The organism is Paraburkholderia susongensis, assembly GCF_900177725.1.
Lineage (GTDB): Bacteria > Pseudomonadota > Gammaproteobacteria > Burkholderiales > Burkholderiaceae > Paraburkholderia > Paraburkholderia susongensis.
This window is the reverse complement of the sequence record NZ_FXAT01000017.1, coordinates 113,968-139,265: the sequence shown is the minus strand read 5'-3', so window position 1 is coordinate 139,265 and position 25,298 is coordinate 113,968. Positions and strand designations below refer to the sequence as shown.

Sequence of the window (25,298 nt, the reverse complement as noted above, 5' to 3'; positions counted from 1 at the left end):
CACTCGCCACGATAAAACGCGGACCCGAACCAGCCGCAAGCCTCATGGACACCCACCTCACCAAACCCATCGACCCTTCCACCACCGACCTCGGCCGGCGCGTGCGCACCGCCCGTCAGGCGCAGGACCTGACGCTCGAAACCGCGAGCCGCCTCTGTGGCGTTTCGCGTTCGACGCTGTCCAAAGTCGAAAACGGCCTGATGTCCCCCACTTTCGACGTGCTGCAGAAAATCGTTCTTGGACTGAAGATCGAAATCGGCGAACTGTTCGGCTCCACGCCGAAAGTGAGCGCGAGCGGCCGGCGCGCGCTGACCCGCAAAAATGAAGGCCAACGCCACGCTTATCGTGGTTATCAGATGGAATTGCTCGCCACCGATCTCGCGCACAAAGCGATGCTGCCGTTTCGCATCCGCATTTCCGCGCACACGCTCGATGCGTTCGACGACTGGGGCCGCCACGAAGGCGAAGAGTTCCTGTACGTGATCAGCGGCAGCGTGTGTCTCTATTCGGAGCTGTACGCGCCGACGCACCTGAACGCGGGCGACAGCCTCTACTTCGACAGCCGCACGGGCCATGCCGCGGTGTCCACCAGCGAAGAGGACGCGGAAGTGTTGTGGATGGCGACCAACGCGGACCTGCCGCAAACGCCGTCAATCGCCATTGGTTCGACGAAGAAATAACGCGCGGCGCGGTACGTGAATGCGCGGCATGTGAATACCCGGGGCGCGCTCATTGCACACCTCGCGCGCGCGAGGCACCTCACATCTGGCGCGCCGCCAGCGCCCGCTGCGCGAGTTGTGCAATATGCAACGCGTGCTGCCCCGTGCCATGCTCGATCTGTTCGCGGCAACTGAAGCCGTTGGTCAGCACGAGCGTCTGCGCATTCTCCGCGGTCGCTTCACGCACCGCCGGAAACAGCTTGTCCTCGCCGATCTTCTCCGACAGCGCGTGATGCTCGACGTTAAAGCCGAACGATCCCGCCATTCCGCAGCATCCCGTATCGAGCAGTTTCCATTTCACCCCGAGTTTGTTCAGCAGCGCCGTATCGCCCTGCATGCCGAACAATGCTTTCTGATGACAATGGCCGTGCACGACCACGTCGGCCGCAAGCGTCGGCCAGTCGAACGGCTGACGCGCGACGAAATCGGAAAACAGGAAGGTCTGCGCGGACAACTTCTGCGCCAGAGCGTGATCGGGCAGTTGCTTCAGCAGCTCGTCCTTGAACACAGACAGGCAACCAGGCTCGAGACCGACCAGCGGCACGCCGGCGGCGATATCGTCCGCGAGGTCGTCGACGATATGTGTGAGCAGCTCGCGCGCGCGTTCGAGCAAGCCGAAGTCGTATAGCGGCCTCCCGCAACACAGGCGGCTCTTCGGCAGCACGACTTGCCAGCCCAGTTGCGTCAGCACATCGGCGGCGGCCCGCGCGACCTCGGGCGTGAAATGGTCGTTGAACGTATCGACCCAGAGGATCACTTTCTTCCCATCGCCGCACGTGTCACTTCTGGATGTGCGCAGCGCGCTCTGTCTGTAAGTCGCCGCGGCGAATTGCGGCAACGCACGCGCCTGCGCGACACCCGCCACCCATTTTCCGAGCGCAGACAAACCCGGCGCCGTCGTCATGAAGTTCGTCAGACGCGCAAAGCGCGCCGCCCACGGCGCCCATTCACCGATCCGTCCCATGAAGAGCGCCTGACGCGGCCGCCGGTTCTTTTCGTAGTAATGCGAAAGAAACTCCGCCTTGTACGACGCCATATCCGTATGCGTCGGGCAATCGGACTTGCAGCCCTTGCATGCGAGGCAGGTGTCGAGCGCCTCTTTCACCTCGCGGCTGTGCCAGCCATCGGCGATCACCTCGCCTTGCAGCATCTCCCAGAACAGATGCGCGCGGCCGCGCGTCGAGTACTTCTCTTCGCGCGTCGCGCGGTAGCTCGGGCACATCGTGCCGCCTTCGAGCGAGCGGCATTTGCCCATGCCGATGCAGCGCTCGATCGCACGCTGAAAACCGTCCCCCTCCTGACTCGCGAACGCCAGCTTCGTATGCAGCGTCACCGGCTTGTATGCGGGGCCCATGCGCAGGTTTTCGTCGGCGCGATAGGCATGCACGACCTTGCCCGGATTCAGGCGGTTAGCCGGGTCCCAGATCGCCTTGAATTGCTCCATCGCCTGCATCAGCTCGGGGCCGTACATGATCGGCAGAAACTCGGCTTTCGCCTGGCCGTCGCCGTGTTCGCCCGACAGCGAGCCGCCGAATTCGACCACGAGTTCCGCGGCTTCGCGCAAAAATCCGCGCCACGTCGCGACGCCTTCGGCGCTGCGCAGATCGAACGTGATGCGCGCATGCACGCAGCCGTCGCCGAAATGGCCGTACAGGCTCGTCTCGTAGCCGTAGCGATCGACGAGCGCCTGGAACGCGCGCAGATAATCGCCGAGCCGCAGCGGATCAACCGCCGCATCTTCCCAGCCGACCACGGGGTCGGGCCGGTTCGGATCGACCGACAACGCCACCGCCGACGCGCCTGTCTCGCGAATCGACCACACCTTCGCCTGCAACGTGCGGTCTTCGACGAGCATCGTCGAGATGTTCAGCCCCGCTGCCCCCGACGAGAAATACGCGGCAGCGGCCTGTGCCTGCTGCAACACCGCGTCCCGTGTGTCCGCGCCGAATTCGAGCACGACCCACGCGTCGCCTTCGGGCAGCAAGGCGATTTCGTCCTTCTTCAAGCCGCGCGCCTGCAAACCACGAATGATCGCGCGGTCGAGCCCTTCGATCGCGATCGGCTCACAGCGCATGAAATGCGGCACCGCATCCGCCGCCGTGTAGATGTCCGTAAAACCGGCCACGACGATCACGCGTTTCGCCGGACTCTTCACGAGGCGCACTTTCGCCTGCAACGTGACGGCGCAAGTGCCTTCGGTGCCGACCAATGCACGCGCGACGTTAAAGCCGTTTTCCGGCAGCAGCTGATCGAGATTGAAGCCGGACACGCGTCGCTTGATCTGCGGGAATTTCGCGCGAATCTGTTCGGCGTAGGTGTCGCGCAACTGCTTGAGCGCCGCGTAGATTTCACCCTGGCGGCCACCTGCGGCGATGATGCGTTCGAGTTCGCCGTCGGACGTCGGACCGACCCAGAAGCGTGCGCCGTCGAAAGTCGCGACTTCGAGCGCCTCGATGTTTTCGACCGTCTTGCCGGCCATCACCGAATGTGCGCCGCACGAGTTGTTGGCGATCATGCCGCCGAGCGTGCAGCGGCTGTGCGTGGCCGGATCGGGCGCGAACGTGAGGCCGTGCTGCTCGGCGGCATCGCGCAGCGTGTCGCATACGACACCTGGCTCGACGATCGCCGTGCGTGCCACCGGGTCGACCGACACCACGCGGTTCACATACTTGCTTGCGTCAGCCACGACGGCCACGTTCACGCACTGGCCGTTCTGCGACGTGCCGCCGCCGCGCGCGAGAAACGGCACGTCGTTGCGCCGGCAGGCGGAAAGCGTGGCGAGCAGATCGTCGATGTCGGCGGGCACCACGACGCCGAGCGGGATTTGCCGATAGTTCGACGCATCCGACGCATACAATGCTTTGGAACCCTGATCGAAACGCACCTCACCGCGCACGTGCTGGCGCAGATCGCTTTCGAGCGCCCGCAAGACGGCGGCGCTGCCCGCGAACGGCGTCGCGCCGCGCGCCTGATTCGGCGTAACGCGCTGGCCCGAGGTTTCCTTCGCCTGCATGCTTACGCGCTGCTCTTCATCCAATGACGTCCCCACTGCGCACCTCGTCTGCGATGCCTGGCCCACGCGCCGCCATGTTGCGCTCAGGCTGCCTGGCTTGCGGTCATCCTGAAGATGCCCTGTGCATTGCCCGCGTCGAAACGCAGGTCCGTTTCCCAGCGGCGCGCGTCCTGATCGAAACTGCGCTTGCGCGTGATGAATTCGTAGAACGAGCCCGGCACGTCGCGCGTGACGACGCTGCCATCGGCCGCGCGAAATTCACGCTGCACGATATCCGCGCGATACGCGGTCTGGAATACGCGCCCGGAACGCGAATGCTCGACTTTCGGCTTCATTGGACGCCCCTTGGCCTTCTCGTCGTCCGACAGCTTGAAGACGTCCGCGACGCGATCCGTCGCGTGATTGAACGCATTGCCTTCGGTCGCGATCCACGCCATTTCCGCCGATTCCTTCAACAATACTTCGTAATCGGCTTCCCGTGGCATATCGTGCTGACGCGCGAAGGCGCCGACGATCACCGGCAGCAGTTCATGCGCCGCATCGAGCGGCAGCACGCCGTCGCGCTCGAGTTCCCACAGCAGGCCGCTCGCGCGCGGCGTCAGCGGATCGCGCGACGCGCCGATCACGTTCGTCACCGCCTGCTGGAACGCCGCGGAAAAACGCTCGGGATGCAATTCGCTGACGAAAAACTGCGCGATCTCATCGGGCGCATCTTCGTGTGCCCACGCACGGCCCGTCATGCCGAGACGATCGAGCGGATAGCGGCCGTTGATACGAAAGCCGAGCGGCCCCAGGATGCGCGCGAACGCGGCCTCGCCCGGCGGCAGCGCACCGCTGTGCGGCCAGCGCACGGTACGCAGCGCGCCGTGATCGAAGTACACACCGCCGCCGCCCGCCACCGTTTCCTCGGTATAGCGGCGGCCGTTCTGCGAGCGCGCGAGCAGGTCGCCGAAGAGCGCCATGTTCATCGCCTGCGCGAGTTCGGCGCGCGTGACGCTGCCGCTCTCCCATTCATCGAGCACGCGCGGATGGTTCAGCGTGGCGAAGAGCCGCGCGGTTTTTTCCGCGCCCAGCAGTTTCAGCAGCAGTTGTTCGACATTCGCATTCTTGAAGTTTCGCATTCGGGATCTCCACGCAGCGCGGCAATCATGACGGGCGAGATTATTCAAAATCCACTGCATGGCCGTAAAGCGAGATAAAATCGCCACTTGATGCGTTTTAGGAATTAACGTGCGAAAGTTCAAGATTCCCAACATGGGCGCGCTGCTCGCTTTCGAAGCCGCCGCGAGGCACGAAAGCTTCACGCATGCGGCACGCGAACTGTTCCTCACCGAAAGCGCGGTGTCGCGGCAGATCAACACGCTCGAGGGCAATCTCGGCGTGCGGCTCTTCGTGCGCGTCAAGCAGCGCGTGGTGCTGACGCGGGCCGGCAAGGTCTATAGCGCGCAGGTGCGGCGCTCGCTCGAACAGCTCGACCGCGACACGCTGTCGATCATCGCGCATGGCAGCGGCGGTGGTTATCTGGAACTGGCGGTATTACCGACGTTCGCGTCGCAATGGCTGATTCCGCGTATGGCCGCATTCAACGAACAGCACCCGGACGTGCGCGTGAACATGGGCGTGCGCACCGCCACGTTTCCGTTCGCCGACACGCCTTTCGAAGCGGCGATCCACTATGGCAAGCCGACATGGCCGGGTACGTCGGCGGACTTTCTGTTCCGCGAGGAAGTGGTGCCGGTGTGCGCGGCGAGTCTGCTGAAGCGGCCGATCCGCAACCCCGCCGAACTGCTGAACTATCCGCTGCTGCATTCCACGACGCGGCCGGATGGCTGGGCAACATGGTTCACCGAGCTCGACGTCGACGACAACCGCACCATGCAGGGCGTGCGCTACGAACTCCACACGATGCTGATCAGCGCGGCCGCGGCCGGCCTCGGCATTGCGCTCGTGCCGCGCTTTTTCGTCGACAGGCAGTTGAAGCAGTTCGGCCTCGTGATTCCGTTCGACACGCCCGCCGTCGCCGACACGGCGTACTACCTCGTCTATCCGACCGAATTGAGTCACGGCAAGCCGCTCGCGAGTTTCCGCGAGTGGCTGTTGCGGGAAGCCGCGGCGTATGGCGCGCTTTATCCTGAGTTGGCGCAAACGCCGGAAGGAGCGTGATCTAACGCGCGATCACGCATACACGCAACACATACGCGCCACGTCTAGCCGCGCTCGCGCGCCTGCGCGAGCGCGGCTAGATTGCCTTCGCCGAAGCCATGATGCCCCTGGCGCTGCACGATCTCGAAGAAGATCTCGCCGGCGCGGCGGCGCACGAAGGTCTGGAAAAACAGCAGCGGCACGCCGTGCGCGCCGATTTCGCCATCCACGAGAACGTGCGTGCGCCGCAGCCGCTCGACGTCGAGCCCGTGGCCCGGCAACCGCGCATCGAGCTGATCGTAATAGCGCGGCGGCGGCTCGACGAATTCGACGCCGTTCGCGAGCAGGTGCTCGACGCACGCGAAGATGTCGTCGGTGGCGAGCGCGATGTGCTGCACGCCTTCGCCCGGATGATCGGGCAGATAGTCGTGCATCAGGCTGGTCCGGCGCGTGCCTTCTTCATAGAGCGGCACGCGGATCGCGCCGCACGGCGACACCATCACGCGCGATTCCGCCGACACGTGCCAGTTCGCATGCAGTTCGTGAATCTCGCGGAAGTTGAGCAGATCGCGATAGAAGTCGATCCATTCCTGCATGCGGCCTTCGCCGACGGTTTGCGTCAGATGGTCGACCGCGACGAGGCCGCTGCCCGTATGGTTCAGATCGGCTTGCGCCGTGTCGATTTCGATGGGGCGGAAATCGATGTCGAAGATCGAAATATCGCCGAGGCCGCCACGCTGGCCGCCGCGCCCGCGCCAACGGTCGACGAAATAGATGTGCGAATCGCCGATGCCCTGGATCGCCGGAATCAGCAGTTCGCCCACGCCGAGGCGCTCGCCCTCGAATTCCCATGCACCGAGTTCCACCGCGCGCTCGAACGCGCGCTGCGCGTCGGCGACGCGAATTCCGATCGCGCAGATGCCGACGCCGTATTCCTCGGCATAGCGCGCGGCAAACGAATCGGGTTCGGCATTGATGAGGAAATTCATCTCGCCCTGCCGGTACAGCGTGACGTCCTTGCTGATATGACGCGCGATGGCCTTGAAGCCGAGCCGCGTGAAGGTCTCGCCGAGCGAGCGCGGATCGCGCGCGGCAAACTCCACGAATTCGATGCCGGCCGTGCCGAGCGGATTGTGCTCAGGTGCGGACACGGCGCGCAGCGCGGCGTCTGGAGTGGGCAAGTCGCTAGGCATGGCAATCTCCTTGTACGGTCTTTCGACGCGGCGGCCGGTCTTTCCGGGGTTCGGCGCAAACCGTTCCGGCTGTTCGCGATGTGGTGCTCAATGCAAGACGTGCGCGTGGTGTGCCGCAGCCTGGACGGGCTGCGGCGGCCTTCGCACCGTGTTTGTACACCGGGTCGCGGGACGTTCGCAACCTTCATTTTGTACTGGATGGTTCATCCGTCAAGCGATCGGGCACTCGGCACCTGCTGCTTTGCCGCTCATGCCGCTCATGCCGGCTGACCGGTCACTCGCCTCGATTGCGCGGCCCGCTGCCCTGGCTACGCTTGCGCGCAAGCTTACCCGGCGCTTTATCCACGGCGTGGCGCGTGTTTTTAGCCGCATCCTTGCCCGTGGTCTTGCCTGCCCCCGCCGCCATCCTCCGCTGCGCGACCTCGCGCACCGCCTCGATAAACGCGTGCCCCACCGCCGACGGCTGCGTATCCGAGCGGCGGATCAGCCCCACTGGCTCGCCGGTGCCCGCGAACGGCAAGGGCAGCCGCACCAGCATGCCATGCGCCAGTTCGTATTCGACGGCGCTCAGCGGCACGAACCACACCGCGTCGTTCTCGAGCGTCAGCGCGCGTCCCGTCGACACCGACAGCACCTCGACGAACGCCGACAGCGGCGGCACGCCCCACGCGCCAAGCAGACTCTCGGCCGACTGGCGGATCAGCGTGCCGAACGGCGGCAGCACGACGGGAAATGCTTCGAGCGAGGTGGCGGGCAGACCCGCGCCCTGCGCGAGCGGATGCCCGGCCCGCACCACGGCGATCAGCGGCTCGGTGAATAGTTGCTCGAAGCTGAGGCCGACCATCCGCTCCGGGTCCGCGAGGCGGCCGATCGCGAATTCGATCGAACCCGCCTTCAGACGCTCGAGCAATTCCGGGTTCGCGCCGGTCGCAAGACGCACGATCACGCGCGGCCACTGCGCCGCGAACTGCCTGAGCACGGGCGGCACGAGCACCGCCGCGACGGTCGGCAAGATGCCGATTTCGAGCGTCGCGGCAGCCGCGCCCTCGGCGCGCGCGAGCAGATCGACGCCTTGTCGCAGCGCGCTGACACAGGCGCTCGCATGCGGCATGAAAAGCTGCCCCTCGCGCGTGGGCACGGCGCCATGACGGCCGCGCTCGAACAGTTTCACGCCGAGAATCGCCTCGAGTTCGGCAACCGTCTTCGAAACGGCGGGCTGCGTGACGGACAGGCTGTCCGCCGCCCGCTGGACGCTGCCGAACTGCGCGACAGCCAGGAAGCACTGGAGATGACGGAATTTGACGCGGCTATCCGCGAGACTGCGTTGCATAACGGAAGGTTATACGAAACGAACGAAAACGTCATTTTGCATAACCGCTAGCTTTGGATAAAGTGCCTGTCATAACGTCGCACCTCACGATTCCTCCCACGGAGACACTTCATGGAAGACTCTTCCCTCACCCCGCGCGATTTCGCGTCCCATCCTGAGTACATCTATCCGCCGTACGGTTCGTCGGTCAAGCGCGGCCCCACGCGCCCGCTGATCCCGCTGAAGGAACGTCTGCGCGACCAGCGCGTGCCGGTCTACGGCACCGACGACCTCGATCCGCTCGACGCCGATCTGACGCGCAACGCGGTGCGCAACGGCGAGCCGCTCGGCGAGCGCATCATCGTGACGGGCCGGGTGCTCGACGAAGGCGGCCGTCCGGTGCGCAACACGCTGGTCGAAATCTGGCAGGCGAACGCTGCCGGCCGCTACGTGCACAAGGCCGACCAGCACGACGCGCCGCTCGATCCGAACTTCCTCGGCGCGGGCCGCTGCGTCACCGACAACGAAGGCCGCTACCGCTTCCTGACCATCAAGCCGGGGGCGTATCCGTGGGGCAATCACCCGAACGCATGGCGTCCGCAGCACATCCACTTCTCGCTTTTCGGCGACCACTTCGGCTCGCGCCTCGTCACGCAGATGTACTTCCCCGGCGACCCGCTGCTCGCGTTCGACCCGATCTATCAAGGCACGCCGGAGCAAGCCCGTGAGCGCATGATCTCGAAGTTCTCGCTCGACATTACGCAAGAGGCCTACGCGCTCGGCTACGATTTCGACATCGTGCTGCGCGGCCCGAACGAAACCCCGATGGAGCGCTAAGCCATGACGACCCTCAAGCAAACGCCTTCGCAAACCGTTGGCCCGTACTTCGCCTACGGTCTTTGCCCGCAGCAATACGACTTCGACTACAGGAGCCTGTTCACGCCCGTTCTGGCCGAGCGTGAAGCGGCCGGCGAGCACATCACGATCGTCGGCCAGGTGTTCGACGGCGACGGCAAGGTGGTCGGCGACGCGATGCTCGAAATGTCGCAAGTGGACGCGAGCGGCCGCTATCCGGAGTCGCGCGCGGAAATCCAGAAGAGCGGCTTCAACGGTTTTGCACGCGTCGGCACGGGCACGGACGCGCACAAGCGCTTTGTCGTCGAAACGGTGAAGCCTGGCCGCGCGAACCCCGGCGAAGCGCCGCACATCAACGTGATCCTGACGATGCGCGGCATGCTGCTGCACACGTTCACGCGCATCTATTTCGAGGACGAAGCGCAGGCGAACGGGCAGGACGCCGTGCTGGCGTCGGTGCCGGCCGAGCGCCGCAACACGCTGATCGCGCGTCGCGACCCGAACAACGCGAGCGTGTTCCGCTTCGACATCCACATGCAGGGCGATAAGGAAACCGTGTTTTTCGATCTTTGAAGCGGCTTTGAAGCGATTTTTTAACACTTTCATATCGCTTTCAAATAAACTCGGCTTGATCCGTCAAGCGACTGGATCGCGAAACTCCGAGTAGTTGAAGTTGAGCCCGCCTTGCGCGGGCTTTTTTTTCGGCTTTTTTCCGTGCGCCCGGCAGCGGCGAAGGCATCGCATTGGGCGGCGCACGATTTTTTGGCATGCGTGACTTCAGCCTCGCTATTAGCGGACAATGCGGTACTCGCTACCGGCCCGTCATGCGATGCACCATCGGCGGGCCGCCCTTCCGGAGACACGACAATGCCCGCCTCAACCGCCATCCTCACGATTCTCGCCGCGCTGCTGCTAGGGGCGATGAGTCCGGGACCGAGCTTCGTCATCGTCGCGCGCAATGCGATCGGCCTGTCGCGCGGCGACGGTCTGGCGACGGCGCTCGGCATGGGTATCGGCGGCGTGTTCTTCAGCGGCATTGCGCTGCTCGGCCTCTACACGCTGCTGGCGTCGGTCGAATGGCTGTACGTCGGCCTGAAGGTGGCCGGGGGTCTCTACCTCATCTACCTCGCGTCGAAAATCTGGCGCGGCGCCGCAACCCCGCTCGCGTTCAACGCAACGCACACCGGCGGCGGCAATCCGCGCAAATCGTTCTGGATCGGCCTCACCACGCAGCTCAGCAATCCGAAGACGGCTGTCTACTACGGCAGCATCTTCGCGGCCCTGTTGCCGCAGCATCCGCCGACGTGGTGCTACTTTGCGCTGCCGCCCGCGATCTTCGCGATCGAAGCCGGCTGGTACACGGTCGTCGCACTGTGCTTTTCGAGCAAACGTCCGCGCGAAATCTATCTGCGCTGGAAGGCGTGGATCGATCGCGTCGCCGCCAGCGCGGTCACCGCGCTTGGATTGCGGCTGATTCTGAATGCACACAAGGTGGGTATCTGATCAGCCCTTGCCCTCCGCCTTGATGCGCGCGCGCAATTCGAACTTCTGGATTTTCCCCGTCGACGTTTTCGGCAACTCGCCGAAGCGCACTGCTTTCGGCAATTTATAGCCGGCCAGAAACAGCCGGCAGTGCGCGATGATTTCCGCCTCGGTCGCCTGTGCGCCTTCCTTCAGCTCGATGAACGCGCACGGCACCTCGCCCCACTTCGGATCGGCCATCGCGACCACCGCCGCCACCGACACCGCCGGATGGCGATACAGCGTGTCCTCGACCTCGATGCTCGAAATGTTCTCGCCGCCCGAAATGATGATGTCCTTGCTGCGATCGCGAATGCGGATATAGCCGTCGGACGTGCGCACGCCGAGGTCGCCGGTATGGAACCAGCCGCCCTGAAAAGCCGCTTCGGTCGCGCGCTCGTTCTTCAGATAGCCCTTCATGCAGATGTTGCCGCGAAACATGATCTCGCCGAGCGTTTCGCCGTCGTCCGGCACCGGTTCGAGCGTGTCCGGGTCGAGCACCGCGACCGCCGCCTGCAGGTGATAACGCACGCCCTGCCGCGCGGTCAGATCGGCGCGCGTGTTGTCGTCGAGCGCATCCCACGCGTCCTGTTTCGCGCAGACGGCGGCGGGCCCGTAGGTCTCGGTGAGCCCGTACACGTGCGTCAGATCGAAGCCGATCTCCTTCATCTTCGCGATCACGGCGGGCGGCGGCGCCGCGCCCGCGACCATCGTCGAGACGCGATGCGTGATGCCCTCGCGCCATTCGGCCGGCGCATTGGCGAGCGCGTTCTGCACGATCGGCGCGCCGCAATAGTGCGTGATGTGTTCGCGGCGAATCAGCTCGAACACGGTCTTCGCGTCGAATTTGCGCAGACAGACGTTCACGCCCGCGCGCGCGGCCACGGTCCACGGAAAGCACCAGCCGTTGCAGTGGAACAGCGGCAGCGTCCACAGATAGACCGCGTGTTTCGGCATGTCCCATTCGAGGATATTGCTGAGCGCGTTCAGATACGCGCCGCGATGGTGATAGACCACGCCCTTCGGATCGCCGGTCGTGCCCGACGTGTAGTTGAGCGCGATCGCCTCCCATTCGTCGGCGGGCGGAGTCCATTCGAAGGCCGGGTCGCCGGCTTGCAGGAACGCTTCGTAATCGGTCGTGCGGATGAACTGCGCGGCGTCGGCGGGCTGCGCGTCAGCCACGCTGATGATGCGCAGCTCGGGAAACTCGAGCGCCGCGCGATGCGCAAGCTCGCCGTATTCCGTGTCGACGATCAGCACCTTCGCCTCGCCGTGGCGCAGCATGAACAGCAGCGACGCGACGTCGAGCCGCGTATTGAGCGTGTTGAGCACGGCGCCCGCCATCGGCACGCCGAAGTGCGCCTCGATCATCGGCGGGATGTTGGGCAGCAGCGCGGCGACCGTATCGCCACGGCCGACGCCCGCCTGCGCGAGCGCGCTTGCGAGCCGCCGCGCGCGTTCGTCGGTCTCGCGCCAGGTGCGGCGGATCTCCCCATGGACGACCGCCAGCCGCTCGCCATACACTTGCGCGGCGCGCACGAGGAAGTCGACCGGTGTCAGCGGGACATAATTGGCCTCGCGCCGCTCGAGACCTTCGTCGAACATGTGCTTTGTCATTGCATCGTCTCCTGAGGCGCGAGCCGCGCCGCTGATTGTTCTGATTCTGTTCTGATTCGTGGACCCTAGCCTAGCAATTGTCATCGCGTACTGTCTGTCATTCAAATGACAGAGTAGCGCTCCCGAACCGGCCCGTCCGGAACCACTCCCAGACCGCTTATGAACGACGCTCCGCTCACCGTCCGCGCCGACACCCGCCCGCCCCAGCGCACCGTGCACAGCGAGCCCGCCAGCCTCGCGCGGCTCTTCGAGCATTGCGCGTGGTTTCGCGCGCTCGCCGCCGAGCATCAGGCGATGGTGCTCGCCACCGCGCACGCGGAGCATCTGGAAGGCGGCGCGTGGATCGCGCGCCGCCAGGAGCCGTCCGACTATTGGATCGGCGTTCACTCCGGGCTCATCAAGCTCGCCATCTACAACGCGTCGGGTCGCAGTTGCACGCTCTCCGGCGTGCCGCCCGGCGGATGGTTCGGCGAAGGCAGCGTCATCAAGCGGGAATTGCGCAAATACGATGTGGCGGCGATCCAGCCTTCGCTCGTGATGTTCGTGCCGTCCGCGACCTTCCATGCGTTGCTCGAATCGAGCCTGCCGTTCACGGGCTTCGTGATCCGGCAACTGAACAACCGCATGGGGGAATTCATCGCGTCGATCCAGAACAGCCGGCTGCTCGACGTGGACGCACGCGTCGCGCAGTCGCTCGCGCAACTGTTCAATCCCGACCTCTATCCGGACACGGGCCGCACGCTCGCCATTTCGCAGGAAGAAGTCGGCCTGCTCGCCGGCGTATCGCGCCAGCGGATCAACCAGGCGTTGCAGAACCTCGAAAAGCTGCAGATTTTGCGTCTGTCGTACAACCAGATCGACGTGCTCGATCTGGAGCGTCTGAGCGCGTTTGGGCGGGAACAGATCTAGGCGCGCGAGCCGGGTGCGATCAGGCTAACCCGCGCGCATGCCGCTCCTGCGCGTCGCGCGCATTTCGAGGATCGCGTCGGTCTTGAACAGCGCAATCATGATCGCGGTCAGCACACCGGATTTTTTCCAGCGCAGATAGTAACGATGCGCGGTCTGGTACGGCACGTAGTGCCCGGGCATTGCGCCCCACGGCGCGCGCGTGTGCAGCACCCACATCACGCTGTTCAGCACGTGGCGGATATCGATCGGCGGACGTCCGCGACGCGGCCCTTCGTTCAGCATTTCAGGCAGGAGCGGCGCGACGCACTGCCATTGCTCGTCGGTTAGATCCTGCACGACAGGCCAGAGCGCGACGGGTTCGGGAGAAGGAATAGTCATGCATAAAAGCGCGCGTGCAAAACATGCGCCGGCGTCGCTGCGTAAATGATGTTTAGGGCAATTATTTTGAGACTACTCGAAGCGAGTGCGAGCAAAAGTCAATTCTTGTCAAGTAAACAGAGGCAATTGTCAAAAACCGCAATATGTACGGCTTCACGCTGTCGTACGTGACGGGCCCGCTCTCGGTCGCGGCCGGTGTGCAGCAGAACAGCGACAACAGCAATCACAAGCAGACCATCTTCAATGCGAACGCGGTCTATGCGTTCAGTTCGACGAAGCTGTATGTCGGCTATCTGCATTCGAAAGACGACACGGGCTTCGTCGACAGCGCGAGAGCCCTGCATGATGCAAAAAAACCCGGTATCCGTTTCTGCGGATACCGGGTTTTTCGCATCGTTTTGCGCCGCCTCGACAATCGGCGAGCGCATAAAAAAAAGGTGCCGCGAACGGCACCTTTTTGTCCTGCATGTGCTACAGGCTGCTTCTGTTGAAGCTTAGAAGCGGTGACGCAGACCGACCGTAGCAGCCGTCTGGTTCTTCGACGACGAGGTCGGAACCGTGTTGTCGCCGCTGTAGATCGATGCCACGCCGCCGTCGCCCATTGCGTGCTGGTACACGACCTGAGCGTAGACGTCCGTGCGCTTCGACAGCGAGTAGTCAGCCTGTGCGCCGATCTGGTGGTAACGGGTCTTCATGTCGTTGCCGTCAGCATTGATGCCGTAGCCGCGTGCGTCGGTGAACGTGTACGCGATGCCCAGGCCGAGAGCCGGCGTCAGGTTGTACTTGCCGTTGATTTCGTAGTTGTTCGTGTGGCCTTGACGCTGACCCACTTCCGCGCCGACCAGGTTGTCGATGCGCGATTGCGTCCATGCCACGCCGACGACTGCCGGGCCGAAGCCGTACGAAGCTGCTGCGCCGAACTGGCGCTGACGGAATTGCGAAGTGGCGGGGTACACGCCAGCCGTGTTCGCAAGGACGCCGTCCGAAGCACCCGACGTGTTAGCAGCCGGGTTGTTCTGCTGTGCGTAGGCAGCACCGAGGTGCAGGCCTTGCCACTGGTATGCAGCACCCAAGCTGTACTGGCGGTTGTTTGCGAATGCGCCAGCCTGGTTCGAGAAGCCGTACGTGCCGCCGAACGTGAAGCCAGCGTAGTTGGCGCTCGAGTACTTGATCGAGTTGTTAACCGACAGACCACCGTTGGTGTTCAGGTTGTCGTTGTTGAACGGGTGAGCGAAGTACGTGCCGCCCCAGCTGCCGGTTGCGGTCAGCGGTGCGAGGTAGTCTTGCGCTGCGTCGTATTGACGGCCCAGCGTGACGGTACCGAATTGCGCGCTCGACAGACCGACGAACGCTTGACGGTTGAAGATGCCGCCGTTGTTACCGAGGCCGCCGTTGTTGATGTTGAAGCCGCTTTCCAACGTGAAGATTGCCTTCAGACCGCCGCCCAGATCTTCCGAGCCACGCAGACCGAACATGCTTTGGTTGATGCCGCCGCTACCAGCTGCCCACTTGGAGTTGCCGGCCACGTTGCTGGTGTACGTCAGACCTGCGTCGAGCAGACCATACAGGGTCACGCTGCTTTGTGCGTGAGCGACAGAAGCGAACGATGCGGCAGCCGCAACGACGATGAGACTCTTTTTCATGGAAACTCCAATTCGAAAAATTTTCACGGGGGAGCAGGACCTGCCTCAGCAGCGGATACATCCCATCTGCCGCCGCCCTGTCGGCCGAACTGTGCGGATCGACTGGGCACCCTTAAAGCGAAGCGTGAGTGTAGGGGGACACCCTAATAGCGGCGCAGGTAGTTTGCGCAACAGGATTTTTCGAAATCCGCAACAATCCGTAGGAGGATAGGGTTAAGTCGTTGTTTTTCCGACGTTTATTGCAATATCGCAGCCCCGGATCGCCTGCTTCAGCCAAAAGCAACTTGCAATGTCTCAATATTCTGAGTTGCGCGTTTGCAACGGTCTTTAATACGCCTGACGTAATCGGGTCGGAACCGTTAACAAATAAGCGAGGGAATTTTTCCGAAAAGGAAGCGATTAAAGAAAGCGTTTTCGGTGTGGTCCGAATTTATTTACGAGAGCGGGGAACTTAATGAAGTTAGAGCTGTCTTTTTTGCGACAACGTTCAATTGATAACTTGCCGTCGGTCGATTGATTTATTTCACAAGCACCTACGGTTATTCGTGCGTATTGGATTGATCGGATTGATTGGATTGTTTTGCCGCGGTCGGATGACCGCACGTCTGCGTGGCAGATCAACGGTCCCGGCTTGCGCGGATCCACGTACGGCCGCCAATAAAAAACCGCCTTCAAGGCGGTTTTTTAATTCCGGTTTCGGCGTGCCTCTTTATCAGCGTCTTTATAAGGCGTCTATACCACGCGCGAGGAAGCCTTCAGCACGGGTGCTGCCCGGAGGTGAATTGCGGCGCCGGCCGCCGCGTGACAAAACCCGTGCTGAAAGCGGATGGCATCCATCAATAAGCCATTCCGTCTTCATTTAACGGTCCGGCAGCGCCCTTTTTCACACGGGAGTTTCCCTGATTCCACCGGATTCCGGCTTATGGGCTGCGTTGCGAGTGCCGAGCCGGTGCGTCGTCGGCCGGTGCCGCCAGAAACGGCTCCAGTCCGAAGAACCACGCAAAGCAGAAAGCGACCCGCGTCAGCGTTCGCGCCAGACGTTGCGGCCTATCTTTGCCGGCGCCGTCGAGCGGCGCGCTCGCCAAGGGTTGAGGCTGTGCAAACTCCACGGCAGTGTCGTCGGATCGCATGATAGTTCTCGTTATTGATTTGGTGTGAAAGCCGACCTGTCACAAACGACATGCCACTCTCCGGGAAACGGATTCGCCCCGGTTGAAACGAGACTATCGCCACGCGAAAGCCCGCTCTGTGCGCTGGCCCGCCAACGGGCGGTGACTGCCTGAATCGGGCGGGAATCCGCAGACAGGAACTGAATTCGCAAAAGAGGATTTTGTCGACGTCCCAGGCGGACGAATGTGAAGCAGCATGTGAAGCGGAATGTGAAGCGTCATCGCATCCAACTAAATTCAGTTCGAGCTTCGCGTCAAACAAAAAGGGGTTCCGAAATTCGGAACCCCTTTCTTCACACTTTCCGGCGTCCTAACAAATGCTTTCAGCCGATCAAACCGGCCCCGCGCTCATCTCCCTGGCATGCGGAAGCGAAGCCATAGCGCCGTGCCGGGTTACGCTGATCGATGCGGCGCAGCGCAGGACGAGATCCGTGTTGACGCTGCCCAGCACGGCGACGTGACCTGACTTCATTTGCGTGTGCCCTCAACCATTGAGGCCTTGTTCGAGCGCATTGAGTTTTTCGACGCGCCGGCGGAAGTCCACATCGGTGGAAAACTGAGCGCCGAGAAACGCATCGATCAGGTCGATCGCGAGCCACGCGCCGATAATCTGCGCACCGAGGCACATGACATTGACGTCGTCATGCTCGACCGACTGATGCGCCGAATGCACGTCATGACACACCGCCGCGCGGATGCCGCGAATCTTGTTCGCGGCGATCGATGCGCCGACGCCGGTGCCGCATACCATGATGCCGCGCTCGGCGTGTCCTGCCAGCACTTCGCTGGTCAGCATCTGCGCGATGTCTGGAAAATCCACCGGCGTGTCGTTGAAGCCGCCGATATCGATCACGTCATGACCGAGCGATTTGATATGGCCGATCACTGCCGCCTTCAGCGACCAGCCCGCGTGATCCGAGCCGATTACGATACGCATCCGAAACTCCCTGTTGTGAATTGGTATGTGGAGGCGCGCCATGTGCGCGCCGTGGGTGTTACGCGTTGCATCAGCGCATCTGCGGCGGCAACTCGCTGTGGTGATATTTCTTGTAGATCGAATTGAGCTTGCCGTTCTTCAGATTCGTGTCGATCCATTCGTTGAGCTTCGCGAGCAGCCGGCTTTCGCCCTTCTTCACGCCGATTGCGAGATCGAACACGTGCAGCGTTACCTTCTTTTCGAACGGACGGTCCGGCGCCTTCTGCGTGATCTGGTTGACGAGCGTGAGCGACGTGGCGATCAGTTCGCACTGGCCGCTGACGGCGGCCGTCACGTCGGTCGCGTCGTCGTCGTAGCGGGCGATCTGGAAGCCCTTGTCGCGCGAGATGCGGGTGAGCTCGACGTCCTGCGTCGTGCCGCGCGTGACGCATACGGTGTGGCCCTTCAGATCGTCGATGCTCTTCACCGCCACGTCCTTGCGTCCGGCGATGACGGACTCCAGCACCGCATACGGCTTCGAGAAGTCGATCACCTGGGCGCGCTCGGGCGTCACCGAAAGCGTGGAAATGGCGATGTCCGCCTTGCCGGTCTGCAGATTGGGAATACGCGTCGCGCCGGTGGTCTGCACGAACTCGAGCTTCATGTCCCAGTCCTTCGCGAGCAATTGCGCGGTCTCGACGTCCGAGCCGACCGGCTTCATGTTGGCGTCCATCATGCCCGAGGGCGGAATCGCGAGATCGGTCGCGATGCGCAGGGTCTTGCTTTGGGTGACGTCGTCGAGCGCGTCGGCGTGCGCGACGCCGATGCCGGCGTTCACGAGGCAGGCGGCCAACGCGGCCAGAACGAGCGACCTGGTTTGTCTCATAGTGCTGCGGTCTCCTTTGTTGAATGTGCTTTCCATCATGACGTGACGCTCGTCGAGCGTTGCGCCGCTACAGGTCGCTTTCGAGGAAGCGCTGCAACTCGGCCGATTGCGGCGCGCGCATGATCTGCGGACCGCCGCGTTCCCAGACGCGTCCCTGATGCATGAACAGGATCTGATCGGCGACATTGCGCGCGAAGCCCATTTCATGCGTCACCATGATCATGGTCATGCCGCCGGCCGCCAGATCCTCGATCACGCGCAGAACCTCGCCGGTCAGTTGCGGGTCGAGCGCGGACGTGACTTCGTCGAACAGCATCACCTTTGGCTGCATCGCGAGCGAACGCGCGATCGCGGCGCGCTGCTGCTGTCCGCCCGAAAGCTGCTCGGGATAGTGATCGGCCTTGTCCGCGAGCCCGACCCGCTTGATGGCGTCGCGCGCCATTTCGCGCGCGGCCTCTTTCGACAACGACTTGGCAAGGCGCGGCGCGAGCGTGATGTTCTGCTCGACCGTCAGATGCGGAAACAGGTTGTACTGCTGGAATACGATGCCGACATCCAGCCGCAACGCCTTGAGCGACACGCCGGGATCGTCGACGCGATGCCCGCATACGCTGATCTCGCCCTGATCGATCGCCTCGAGATGGTTGATGCAGCGCAGCGCCGTGCTCTTGCCCGAGCCGCTCGCCCCGATGATGACGGTTACCGTGCCGCGTCCCACTTCGAAGCTGACGCCGTTCAGGACTTTGTTCGCGCCAAAGCTCTTATGCACGTCCCTCACGATAACGACCGGCTCGGCCTCCTGCATGACGGCCTCGCCGACGCCGGCGCCCACGAGCGCTCGCCCTTCGATGGATTGAGGAAATTCAGTCATGCGCGATGGCCTCCAGTTTCAGCGCTCGCGTGAAGCCGGTGCGGCGTTCGAGCGAGCGGCTAAGACGCGAAATCGGGTAACACAGACAGAAGTACACGGCGGCGATGATCAGATAGACGATGAATGGCTGGAACAGCGAGTTGTTGATGATCTGCCCCGAACGCGCAAGTTCGACGAAGCCCACCACCGATGCGAGCGACGTGTTCTTGATGATCTGCACCATGAAGCCGACCGTAGGCGGCGTGGCGATCTTCACCGCCTGCGGCAGGATCACCCGGAACATGCGCTGCGTGCGCGACAGCGCAAGACATTCGGCGGCTTCCCACTGCGGCTTCGGCACGGATTCGATCGCACCGCGCCAGATCTCGCCGAGATACGCGCTGACGTTGATCGTGAGCGACGCGCCAGCCGCGACGAGCGGCGAGATGGTGATGCCGATCGTCGGCAGCCCGAAGTATGTGACGAACATGATGACGAGCAGCGGCGTGCCCTGGATCAGCTGCACGTAGCCGGTCGCGACAACGCGCACGGCATGGCGCGGCGACACGCGCGCCAGTGCGACGGCGAAGCCCAGCAGTCCGCCGCCGATGAGGGCCACGAGCGAGAGCACGACGGTCCACAACGCTCCGTTGAGCAGGAATTGCAGATGATGGGCGTTGAGATGGAGAGGCATGGTTCGGCTCCGTAGGTCATTCGCACTCAGAGCGGCGTGCCGAGCTTTCTGCGGCGCGGGAACAGCACGGTGCCGAGCGCCCAGAAGCCGATGCGCATGAGCAGCGACAGCAGCACGTAGCCGACCGCGACGACGAGATACGTTTCCAGCGGCCGGTACGTTTCGGACTGCACAAAGTTCGCCACGGCGGTCAGCTCTTCGGTCGAAATCTGCGAGCAGACCGACGAAGCGAGCATCATCAGCACGAACTGGCTCGTCAGCGCGGGATAGACGCGTTCGAGACCGGGCAGCAGGATCACGTGCAAATAGACCTGGAAGCGCGACAGTGCAAGGCACTCGGCCGCTTCGACCTGGCCGCGCTGGATCGAATCGAAACCGGCGCGCAGGATTTCGGCCGCGTATGCGCCCACGTTGATGACGAGCGCGAGGATCGCCACCGTGATGGCGGAGAGCCGCAGCCCCATGCTCGACAGTCCGAAGTAGACGAGAAAGATCTGCACAAGCAGGGGCGTGTTGCGGATCGCCTCGACATAAGCGCCGCAGATGCGTGCAATCCACGCGTGCGAGCTGCGGCGGCCGATCGCGCACCAGGTCCCGATGAGGAAGCCGAACAGGGTCGCCGCGACCGCGAGCACGAGCGACAACAGCGCGCCGTCGACGAGTTCGGGCCAGTGCGACAGCACCACGGAAAAATCGAGGTTCATCATGACGGAAGCGCGCGAGGCGCGATGCGTTGTACTGCCTGGCCGGACCTAGCGGGACGTCTGCGCGGTCATGCGGTCGTACACGCAGAACAGCGCCTGATTGCCGTTGCGTCCCTCGCCGTGGGCGACGGCATCGAGATACTGGTTCGTCACCATTGCCGACGCGGGCAGCGGCACGTTGAGCGCATGCGACTGCTCCTGCACGAGGCGCAGGTCCTTGAGCATCAGGTCGATGCGGAAGCCCGCCGCCGTGTCTGCGTCGATCATCGCGGGTCCGAGCTTATCGAGCATCCACGATGCCGCCGAGCCGCCCATCAACACTTCGCGCAACTGCTTGAGATCGACGCCGGACGCGCGGCCGAGCGCGATCGCCTCGCAGATCGCCTGAATGTTGATACCGCAGATAAGCTGGTTGCACAGCTTGACCGTCTGCCCCGCGCCGCTTGCGCCGACGTGCGTGACCGTCGTGCCCATCGCCTTGAAGAACGGCTGCGACATCTCGAAGCCCTGCGCCGTGCCGCCGGCCATGATGGTCAGCGTGCCGTTCTTTGCGCCGATCGGGCCGCCGGACACAGGCGCGTCGACATATTCGACGCCCTGCGCCGCGCACGCCGCGTGCATGCGGCGCTCCGCGACCGGCGCGATGGTGCTCATGTCGATGATCAGACGCCCGGCCGGCGGGTTCGCGAGCAGACCGTCCTCGCCTAGCACGACCGCCTCCACGTCGGGTGTGTTCGGCAGCATGGCGATGGCAGCGTCCGCGCCCTGCGCGGCGTCGGCCACGCTGGCGGCCGCATGCGCGCCGAGCGTGGCGAGTTCATCGACAGCCTCGCGGCGCACGTCGAACACGCGCACCGCGATACCCGCCTTCATCAGGTTCAGGGCCATCTCGCGCCCCATCGTCCCCAAGCCGATGAAACCCACCGTGCGCAACACTGTGCTCTGTGACATCGAATCCTCTTCTGGTCTCTTATCGAGTAATGAAAACGCGGGCCCCGCCTGCGCTCAGGAAGACTTCCATTCGGTCGCGGCCTTGTGGCGATACTCGTCGCCGATGCTGAAGTGCTCGCGCAGAATGCGGTCGGCGGCCTCTTCGTCACGATCGACCACGGCCTGAAAAATCCGCCGATGATCCGCGATGACGCGCGACTTGATGTCCGGATGCAACCGCACAGTCTCGCGGCGGTTGCGGTGCGAGTGCATCAGCAGCGCGGCGACGGTGGAGTGCAGGTTCACGAGCGTCTTCGAGCCGCCTGCCTGGACCAGAGCGGCGTGGAACTCGAAGTCCGCCTGACTGCCCAGTTCGAGCTGGTCGACGGTCGCCTCGATGCGGTCGATCGCGGCGCGCAGGCGTTCGAGATCGGCCAGCGTCGCGCGCCGGCACGCGAGCCGGATGGACTGGCATTCGATCGCGACGCGCGCCTCCATGACGTCCTCGACCACGTCCTTCTCCTGCGCGAGCGCGAAGGCGAAGAACTCTCCAAGGGTGGACACGTCCGGCCGGCGCACGATGGTCCCCACGCGCTCGCGGATTTCGACGGCGCCGATCATCGACAGCGCGCGCAGCGCCTCGCGCACGACCGGACGGCTCACGCCGAGCTTCAGCGCGAGATCGCGCTCCGGAATGAGCTTGTCGCCAGGCTGGATGGCGCCTTCGAGCAGAAGATCGCGAAGGAAGGAGAAAACCTTCTCGAAGCCCTTGCTGTCTTCATCTTGCCGAACGATTTGCATGACATCTCTTGCGGTAAAACCGTGGTAAGACCAGAAGATAATCGAATGCCTTTTGGTTACCTATACGGGCTTTCCCGGGGGGCTTTACGGTTTGATCGGAGACTCAACGCTTGAAGGAGGTGTTGCCGCTCGGGCATGTGCCTGCGGCCACCGCGATCTGGCGCCACGTCGATCTCTCTGCGGACTGGTGCGACATTCCTCGACGCGGTTCAGTGCACGCGGTCGTCTTCGGCCGTCGACGGTGCCTACCTTCCGCTCGCCTCCGTAGAAATCGCCTGAACGGGTCTTGGCGCGATAAGGCACGGTGAAGCGAAGTGCCCCATGGAAAATAGGATTCCTTATTTAGAAAGCGGGTAGAACTGCCCGGCAAATGCCCGGGTCAAGCCGTCGGTCTGCATTTGCTCCTCGCTCACCGAGCGTATGCAAAATCGACGGTGTCACCACCCTTGATTGGCCCCTTCTTTCATCGCTCCGCCTCATCCCACGACGGGGTCTCTCCGAAGCGTTCCGCCAGAAAGCGTACAAAGGTCCGAATCCGCGCAGGCAGATTCCGGTCTGGCAGATACGCCGCGTACAAAGTCCGTTCCTGCAACCGGTACGCGGACAGTATCTGGACGAGTTCGCCCGACGCCAGATAGCGCCTTGCGATGAACGTGGGCATCATGGCCACCCCCAGACCCGCGACTGCCGCTTCGGCGATTCCATCGCCCGTGTTCGCCCTGAAATTGCCCGCGACCTTGATCAGGTGTTCCCCATCCGGACCCGACAGCCGCCACTCGCGATTGGCGACACCTGCGTAGAGGAGGCAATTGCAGCGCAACAGATCGGGGGGAGCCTTTAATGCGCTGATCGACCTCAGGTACACGGGCGCTGCAACCAGCACCTGCTTGACCGGTGCGAGCTTGCGCGCAACGAGGTTATCCAGCCGCGGCCCTTCCGCCATACGTACCACGACGTCGATATTGCTCGATACGAGATCGGCAAAGCGGTCCGACAGCGTGACGTCGATCTGGATCGACGGATTCTCACGAAGGAAGTCTGCAATCGCCGGCAACAGGTAGAGCCGTCCGAAAGCGAGTGCCGTACTCACCCGGATCAGTCCGTGCGCGCTGCGAGACATGTTTTCGAGCTCGTGTATCGCGTCGTCCGCCTCGGCGACAAGCCGCGCGCAACGCGTATAGAACTGCTCGCCCGCCTGCGTCAGCCCGAGCTTGCGCGTGCTGCGATTCAGGAGCTTGATGCCCACCGCCGCTTCGAGCTCCTGAATATGCTTTGTTACCAGTGCTTTCGAAATGTCCCGGCGCTCCGCGGCGAGCGAGAAACTGTTCGAATCGACGACAGCGACGAAGGTCGCTAATGCATTCAGATCCCGCATAGGTATTTATCCCTCGTGGAACCCGGTCTGCGAACCGGGCACGTAACGCGCGGTAATTCATCGGCTCATTGGCATCGCCCCCGCGATGCAGCAATGTGCTGTGAACGCTGTATTCATGAAAAGCCGTTTAATCAAACGCTTCGAGGCGACACACTCTGCACATCGCCTGCGTTTGTTCACGCCAGTTTGCCAGGCCTGTAAAAACGCTCTTTCTGTTTGACCGTATCGATACACGAAACGTAACGAAAAATGACCTGGACCCAAGACTACTACATCGACAAAGGCACCATACAGCTCTACGTCTATCGCAAATGCAGCGTGGAGCCGTTCGCGGGGCGGACATCGATGCCGGTGCTCTTCCTCGTGCACGGCTCGACGGTATCCGGCCGCAACACCTTCGACCTGCAGATCCCCGGCGCGCCGGACTACTCCGTGATGGACCATTTCGCACGGCTCGGCTACGACGTCTGGACCATGGACCACGACGGCTACGGCCGCTCTGGATGGACGGAAGGATCGAATTCGGACATTCGTTCGGGCGTCGACGATCTCGAATGCGTGATTCCGTTCGTGCTGGAAACCACCGGCGCATCGCATCTCCTGATGTTCGGCACGTCATCCGGCGCGCTGCGCGCGGCACGTTTTGCCGCGGGACATCAGGCATGGGTTGCACGGCTCGCGCTCGCCGCGCTGGTCTACACCGGCGCCGGATCGCCGACGCTCGAGCAGCGCCGCAAACGTCTACCGGAATACCTCGCGTCGCCGCGCCGTCCGGTCGATCTGGCGTTCTACCAGAGCATGTTCGAGCGTGACAAGGCCGGCACGAGCGATGCGCTCGTGCCGCAAGCGATCGCAGCAGCCGAACTGCCGCTGGTCGAACATGTGCCGACCGGAACCTACGTCGACATGTGCGCCCATCTGCCGCTCGTCGACCCAGCCGCATTGGCGTGCCCAGTACAGATCATTCGTGGCGAATACGACGGCATTGCCGCGCCGGAAGACGTGCTGGACTTCTTCGCGAGGTTGCCGAACCCGGATAAGCAATTCATCTCGTTAGCAGGCGTCGCACACAACCCGATGATGGGTCTCTGCCGACACAAGTTCTACGCAGCGCTGGAGATGTTCCTGACGATGCCGGCCGGGGATGGCTCCGGCAACGAGACGATGGCTAGTGCCGGCCGATGAATCACCAGACGCACGACAGGAAACCGATCATGGAAAAGCTGACACTGGATCAGGCAAATGAAATCGCAACCTGCGCATTGCGCGCGGCTCGCGAAAACGCGTATGCACCGATGGCTGTGGTCGTGCTGGACGACGCAGGGCACGTGAAGGCCGTGCAGCGCGAGGACCGTGCAACGGCTCTGCGCGTCGACATCGCATCCGGCAAGGCATGGGCTGCGGTCAACATGGGCATGTCTTCACGCACGCTGCGTCAGCGGGCAGACGATAACGCACCTTTCTTCGGCGCGCTGTCCGCGGTCAGCGGTGGGAGGTTCATCCCGCAAACCGGCGCGATATTGATCAGGTCGGCAAGCGGCGAAATACTCGGCGCCGTGGGTGCGAGTGGCGGTAGCGGCGAGCAGGACGAGGCTATCTGTATCGATGGCGTCGTTGCCGCGGGACTGAATCACGCGTGAGCGATAGCGCGCGCGAGCGATATCAACCAGAGAG

23 protein-coding genes and 1 pseudogene are annotated in these 25,298 nt (G+C 63.2%); 9 read left to right on the top strand and 15 right to left on the bottom strand.

Annotated elements, in window-relative coordinates:
- The first annotated feature begins 44 nt into the window (after positions 1-44).
- The gene (locus B9Z01_RS31730; protein WP_085489498.1) at positions 45-680 is read left to right on the top strand and encodes a helix-turn-helix domain-containing protein; all 636 of its coding nucleotides are present in this window, start codon (positions 45-47) and stop codon (positions 678-680) included.
- 79 nt (positions 681-759) lie between these two features.
- Here the strand turns inward: B9Z01_RS31730 and B9Z01_RS31725 are convergent, their stop codons facing one another.
- Both B9Z01_RS31725 and B9Z01_RS31720 read right to left on the bottom strand, forming a co-directional pair.
- Entirely contained in the window at positions 760-3,768 is a 3,009-nt protein-coding gene (locus tag B9Z01_RS31725) for an FAD-binding and (Fe-S)-binding domain-containing protein (RefSeq protein ID WP_085489497.1), read from the bottom strand.
- Between the two features lie 47 nt (positions 3,769-3,815).
- On the bottom strand, positions 3,816-4,853 hold the full coding sequence (locus B9Z01_RS31720; RefSeq protein ID WP_085489496.1) for a DUF1338 domain-containing protein: 1,038 nt from the start codon (positions 4,851-4,853) through the stop codon (positions 3,816-3,818).
- Positions 4,854-4,962: 109 nt separating this feature from the next.
- On the opposite strand from B9Z01_RS31720, the gene B9Z01_RS31715 reads away from it, so the two are divergent.
- Positions 4,963-5,895 (top strand): LysR substrate-binding domain-containing protein, encoded by a 933-nt coding sequence (locus B9Z01_RS31715; protein WP_208626341.1) that lies wholly within the window; start codon positions 4,963-4,965, stop codon positions 5,893-5,895.
- A 44-nt stretch (positions 5,896-5,939) separates the two neighbouring features.
- Here B9Z01_RS31715 and B9Z01_RS31710 read toward each other — a convergent pair whose 3' ends face one another.
- Both B9Z01_RS31710 and pcaQ read right to left on the bottom strand, forming a co-directional pair.
- On the bottom strand, positions 5,940-7,067 hold the full coding sequence (locus B9Z01_RS31710) for a 4-hydroxyphenylpyruvate dioxygenase family protein (protein WP_085489494.1): 1,128 nt from the start codon (positions 7,065-7,067) through the stop codon (positions 5,940-5,942).
- Between the two features lie 274 nt (positions 7,068-7,341).
- Positions 7,342-8,397: a pca operon transcription factor PcaQ gene (gene pcaQ, locus B9Z01_RS31705; protein WP_085489493.1), complete on the bottom strand. Its 1,056-nt coding sequence runs from the start codon at positions 8,395-8,397 to the stop codon at positions 7,342-7,344.
- A 111-nt stretch (positions 8,398-8,508) separates the two neighbouring features.
- Here pcaQ and pcaH point away from each other — a divergent pair, with 111 nt between their 5' ends.
- From pcaH to B9Z01_RS31690, 3 genes are all read left to right on the top strand, one after another.
- A complete protein-coding gene (gene pcaH, locus B9Z01_RS31700; RefSeq protein ID WP_085489492.1) occupies positions 8,509-9,213 on the top strand; it encodes a protocatechuate 3,4-dioxygenase subunit beta in 705 nt (234 codons plus the stop codon).
- A gap of 3 nt (positions 9,214-9,216) precedes the next feature.
- Positions 9,217-9,804 carry a protocatechuate 3,4-dioxygenase subunit alpha gene (gene pcaG / locus B9Z01_RS31695; RefSeq protein ID WP_085489491.1) on the top strand — a complete coding sequence of 196 codons (588 nt, stop codon included), beginning with the start codon at positions 9,217-9,219 and terminating at the stop codon, positions 9,802-9,804.
- A 294-nt stretch (positions 9,805-10,098) separates the two neighbouring features.
- Positions 10,099-10,734 carry a LysE family translocator gene (locus tag B9Z01_RS31690; protein ID WP_085489490.1) on the top strand — a complete coding sequence of 212 codons (636 nt, stop codon included), beginning with the start codon at positions 10,099-10,101 and terminating at the stop codon, positions 10,732-10,734.
- Here the strand turns inward: B9Z01_RS31690 and B9Z01_RS31685 are convergent, their stop codons facing one another.
- Positions 10,735-12,369, bottom strand: coding sequence for an acyl-CoA synthetase (locus B9Z01_RS31685; RefSeq protein WP_085489489.1), 1,635 nt, complete (start codon positions 12,367-12,369; stop codon positions 10,735-10,737).
- Between the two features lie 159 nt (positions 12,370-12,528).
- Between B9Z01_RS31685 and B9Z01_RS31680 the strand changes: the two genes are divergently transcribed.
- Positions 12,529-13,278 carry a Crp/Fnr family transcriptional regulator gene (locus B9Z01_RS31680; RefSeq protein ID WP_085489488.1) on the top strand — a complete coding sequence of 250 codons (750 nt, stop codon included), beginning with the start codon at positions 12,529-12,531 and terminating at the stop codon, positions 13,276-13,278.
- 24 nt (positions 13,279-13,302) lie between these two features.
- On the opposite strand, the gene B9Z01_RS31675 is transcribed toward B9Z01_RS31680, so the two are convergent.
- Complete coding sequence (locus tag B9Z01_RS31675; protein ID WP_085489487.1) at positions 13,303-13,656, bottom strand: transposase; 354 nt, start codon at positions 13,654-13,656, stop codon at positions 13,303-13,305.
- A 140-nt stretch (positions 13,657-13,796) separates the two neighbouring features.
- Between B9Z01_RS31675 and B9Z01_RS31670 the strand changes: the two are divergent.
- A pseudogene (locus B9Z01_RS31670) lies at positions 13,797-14,021 on the top strand (porin); the annotation flags it as partial.
- A 129-nt stretch (positions 14,022-14,150) separates the two neighbouring features.
- Here B9Z01_RS31670 and B9Z01_RS31665 read toward each other — a convergent pair.
- The 9 genes from B9Z01_RS31665 to B9Z01_RS31620 all read right to left on the bottom strand — a co-directional run bounded on the left by B9Z01_RS31665 (position 14,151) and on the right by B9Z01_RS31620 (position 23,624).
- Entirely contained in the window at positions 14,151-15,299 is a 1,149-nt protein-coding gene (locus B9Z01_RS31665; RefSeq protein WP_085489486.1) for a porin, read from the bottom strand.
- A 1,653-nt stretch (positions 15,300-16,952) separates the two neighbouring features.
- Positions 16,953-17,405, bottom strand: coding sequence for a ribose 5-phosphate isomerase B (gene rpiB, locus B9Z01_RS31655; RefSeq protein WP_085489485.1), 453 nt, complete (start codon positions 17,403-17,405; stop codon positions 16,953-16,955).
- Positions 17,406-17,475: 70 nt separating this feature from the next.
- Complete coding sequence (locus tag B9Z01_RS31650; protein WP_085489484.1) at positions 17,476-18,270, bottom strand: transporter substrate-binding domain-containing protein; 795 nt, start codon at positions 18,268-18,270, stop codon at positions 17,476-17,478.
- Between the two features lie 67 nt (positions 18,271-18,337).
- Positions 18,338-19,075 carry an amino acid ABC transporter ATP-binding protein gene (locus tag B9Z01_RS31645; protein ID WP_085489521.1) on the bottom strand — a complete coding sequence of 246 codons (738 nt, stop codon included), beginning with the start codon at positions 19,073-19,075 and terminating at the stop codon, positions 18,338-18,340.
- A 58-nt stretch (positions 19,076-19,133) separates the two neighbouring features.
- Positions 19,134-19,814 carry an amino acid ABC transporter permease gene (locus tag B9Z01_RS31640; RefSeq protein WP_085489483.1) on the bottom strand — a complete coding sequence of 227 codons (681 nt, stop codon included), beginning with the start codon at positions 19,812-19,814 and terminating at the stop codon, positions 19,134-19,136.
- A 26-nt stretch (positions 19,815-19,840) separates the two neighbouring features.
- On the bottom strand, positions 19,841-20,521 hold the full coding sequence (locus B9Z01_RS31635) for an amino acid ABC transporter permease (RefSeq protein WP_420814745.1): 681 nt from the start codon (positions 20,519-20,521) through the stop codon (positions 19,841-19,843).
- Between the two features lie 45 nt (positions 20,522-20,566).
- Complete coding sequence (locus B9Z01_RS31630; protein ID WP_085489482.1) at positions 20,567-21,469, bottom strand: NAD(P)-dependent oxidoreductase; 903 nt, start codon at positions 21,467-21,469, stop codon at positions 20,567-20,569.
- Between the two features lie 54 nt (positions 21,470-21,523).
- Entirely contained in the window at positions 21,524-22,249 is a 726-nt protein-coding gene (locus B9Z01_RS31625) for a FadR/GntR family transcriptional regulator (protein ID WP_085489481.1), read from the bottom strand.
- Between the two features lie 463 nt (positions 22,250-22,712).
- Positions 22,713-23,624, bottom strand: coding sequence for a LysR substrate-binding domain-containing protein (locus B9Z01_RS31620; RefSeq protein WP_085489480.1), 912 nt, complete (start codon positions 23,622-23,624; stop codon positions 22,713-22,715).
- A 249-nt stretch (positions 23,625-23,873) separates the two neighbouring features.
- On the opposite strand from B9Z01_RS31620, the gene B9Z01_RS31615 reads away from it, so the two are divergent.
- Positions 23,874-24,809, top strand: a complete 936-nt coding sequence (locus tag B9Z01_RS31615) for an alpha/beta hydrolase (protein ID WP_085489479.1) — start codon at positions 23,874-23,876, stop codon at positions 24,807-24,809.
- A 29-nt stretch (positions 24,810-24,838) separates the two neighbouring features.
- The gene (locus B9Z01_RS31610) at positions 24,839-25,264 is read left to right on the top strand and encodes a GlcG/HbpS family heme-binding protein (RefSeq protein WP_085489519.1); all 426 of its coding nucleotides are present in this window, start codon (positions 24,839-24,841) and stop codon (positions 25,262-25,264) included.
- Positions 25,265-25,298 lie beyond the last annotated feature (34 nt).

Bases quoted from the DNA above. Each gene is read 5' to 3' on its own strand.
- B9Z01_RS31730 (WP_085489498.1), top strand. From the start codon at position 45: ATGGACACCCACCTCACCAAACCCATCGACCCTTCCACCACCGACCTC.
- B9Z01_RS31720 (WP_085489496.1), bottom strand. From the start codon at position 4,853: ATGCGAAACTTCAAGAATGCGAATGTCGAACAACTGCTGCTGAAACTG.
- B9Z01_RS31710 (WP_085489494.1), bottom strand. From the start codon at position 7,067: ATGCCTAGCGACTTGCCCACTCCAGACGCCGCGCTGCGCGCCGTGTCC.
- pcaQ (WP_085489493.1), bottom strand. From the start codon at position 8,397: ATGCAACGCAGTCTCGCGGATAGCCGCGTCAAATTCCGTCATCTCCAG.
- pcaH (WP_085489492.1), top strand. From the start codon at position 8,509: ATGGAAGACTCTTCCCTCACCCCGCGCGATTTCGCGTCCCATCCTGAG.
- pcaG (WP_085489491.1), top strand. From the start codon at position 9,217: ATGACGACCCTCAAGCAAACGCCTTCGCAAACCGTTGGCCCGTACTTC.
- B9Z01_RS31690 (WP_085489490.1), top strand. From the start codon at position 10,099: ATGCCCGCCTCAACCGCCATCCTCACGATTCTCGCCGCGCTGCTGCTA.
- B9Z01_RS31685 (WP_085489489.1), bottom strand. From the start codon at position 12,369: ATGACAAAGCACATGTTCGACGAAGGTCTCGAGCGGCGCGAGGCCAAT.
- B9Z01_RS31680 (WP_085489488.1), top strand. From the start codon at position 12,529: ATGAACGACGCTCCGCTCACCGTCCGCGCCGACACCCGCCCGCCCCAG.
- B9Z01_RS31675 (WP_085489487.1), bottom strand. From the start codon at position 13,656: ATGACTATTCCTTCTCCCGAACCCGTCGCGCTCTGGCCTGTCGTGCAG.
- B9Z01_RS31665 (WP_085489486.1), bottom strand. From the start codon at position 15,299: ATGAAAAAGAGTCTCATCGTCGTTGCGGCTGCCGCATCGTTCGCTTCT.
- rpiB (WP_085489485.1), bottom strand. From the start codon at position 17,405: ATGCGTATCGTAATCGGCTCGGATCACGCGGGCTGGTCGCTGAAGGCG.
- B9Z01_RS31650 (WP_085489484.1), bottom strand. From the start codon at position 18,270: ATGAGACAAACCAGGTCGCTCGTTCTGGCCGCGTTGGCCGCCTGCCTC.
- B9Z01_RS31645 (WP_085489521.1), bottom strand. From the start codon at position 19,075: ATGCAGGAGGCCGAGCCGGTCGTTATCGTGAGGGACGTGCATAAGAGC.
- B9Z01_RS31640 (WP_085489483.1), bottom strand. From the start codon at position 19,814: ATGCCTCTCCATCTCAACGCCCATCATCTGCAATTCCTGCTCAACGGA.
- B9Z01_RS31635 (WP_420814745.1), bottom strand. From the start codon at position 20,521: ATGATGAACCTCGATTTTTCCGTGGTGCTGTCGCACTGGCCCGAACTC.
- B9Z01_RS31630 (WP_085489482.1), bottom strand. From the start codon at position 21,469: ATGTCACAGAGCACAGTGTTGCGCACGGTGGGTTTCATCGGCTTGGGG.
- B9Z01_RS31625 (WP_085489481.1), bottom strand. From the start codon at position 22,249: ATGCAAATCGTTCGGCAAGATGAAGACAGCAAGGGCTTCGAGAAGGTT.
- B9Z01_RS31620 (WP_085489480.1), bottom strand. From the start codon at position 23,624: ATGCGGGATCTGAATGCATTAGCGACCTTCGTCGCTGTCGTCGATTCG.
- B9Z01_RS31615 (WP_085489479.1), top strand. From the start codon at position 23,874: ATGACCTGGACCCAAGACTACTACATCGACAAAGGCACCATACAGCTC.
- B9Z01_RS31610 (WP_085489519.1), top strand. From the start codon at position 24,839: ATGGAAAAGCTGACACTGGATCAGGCAAATGAAATCGCAACCTGCGCA.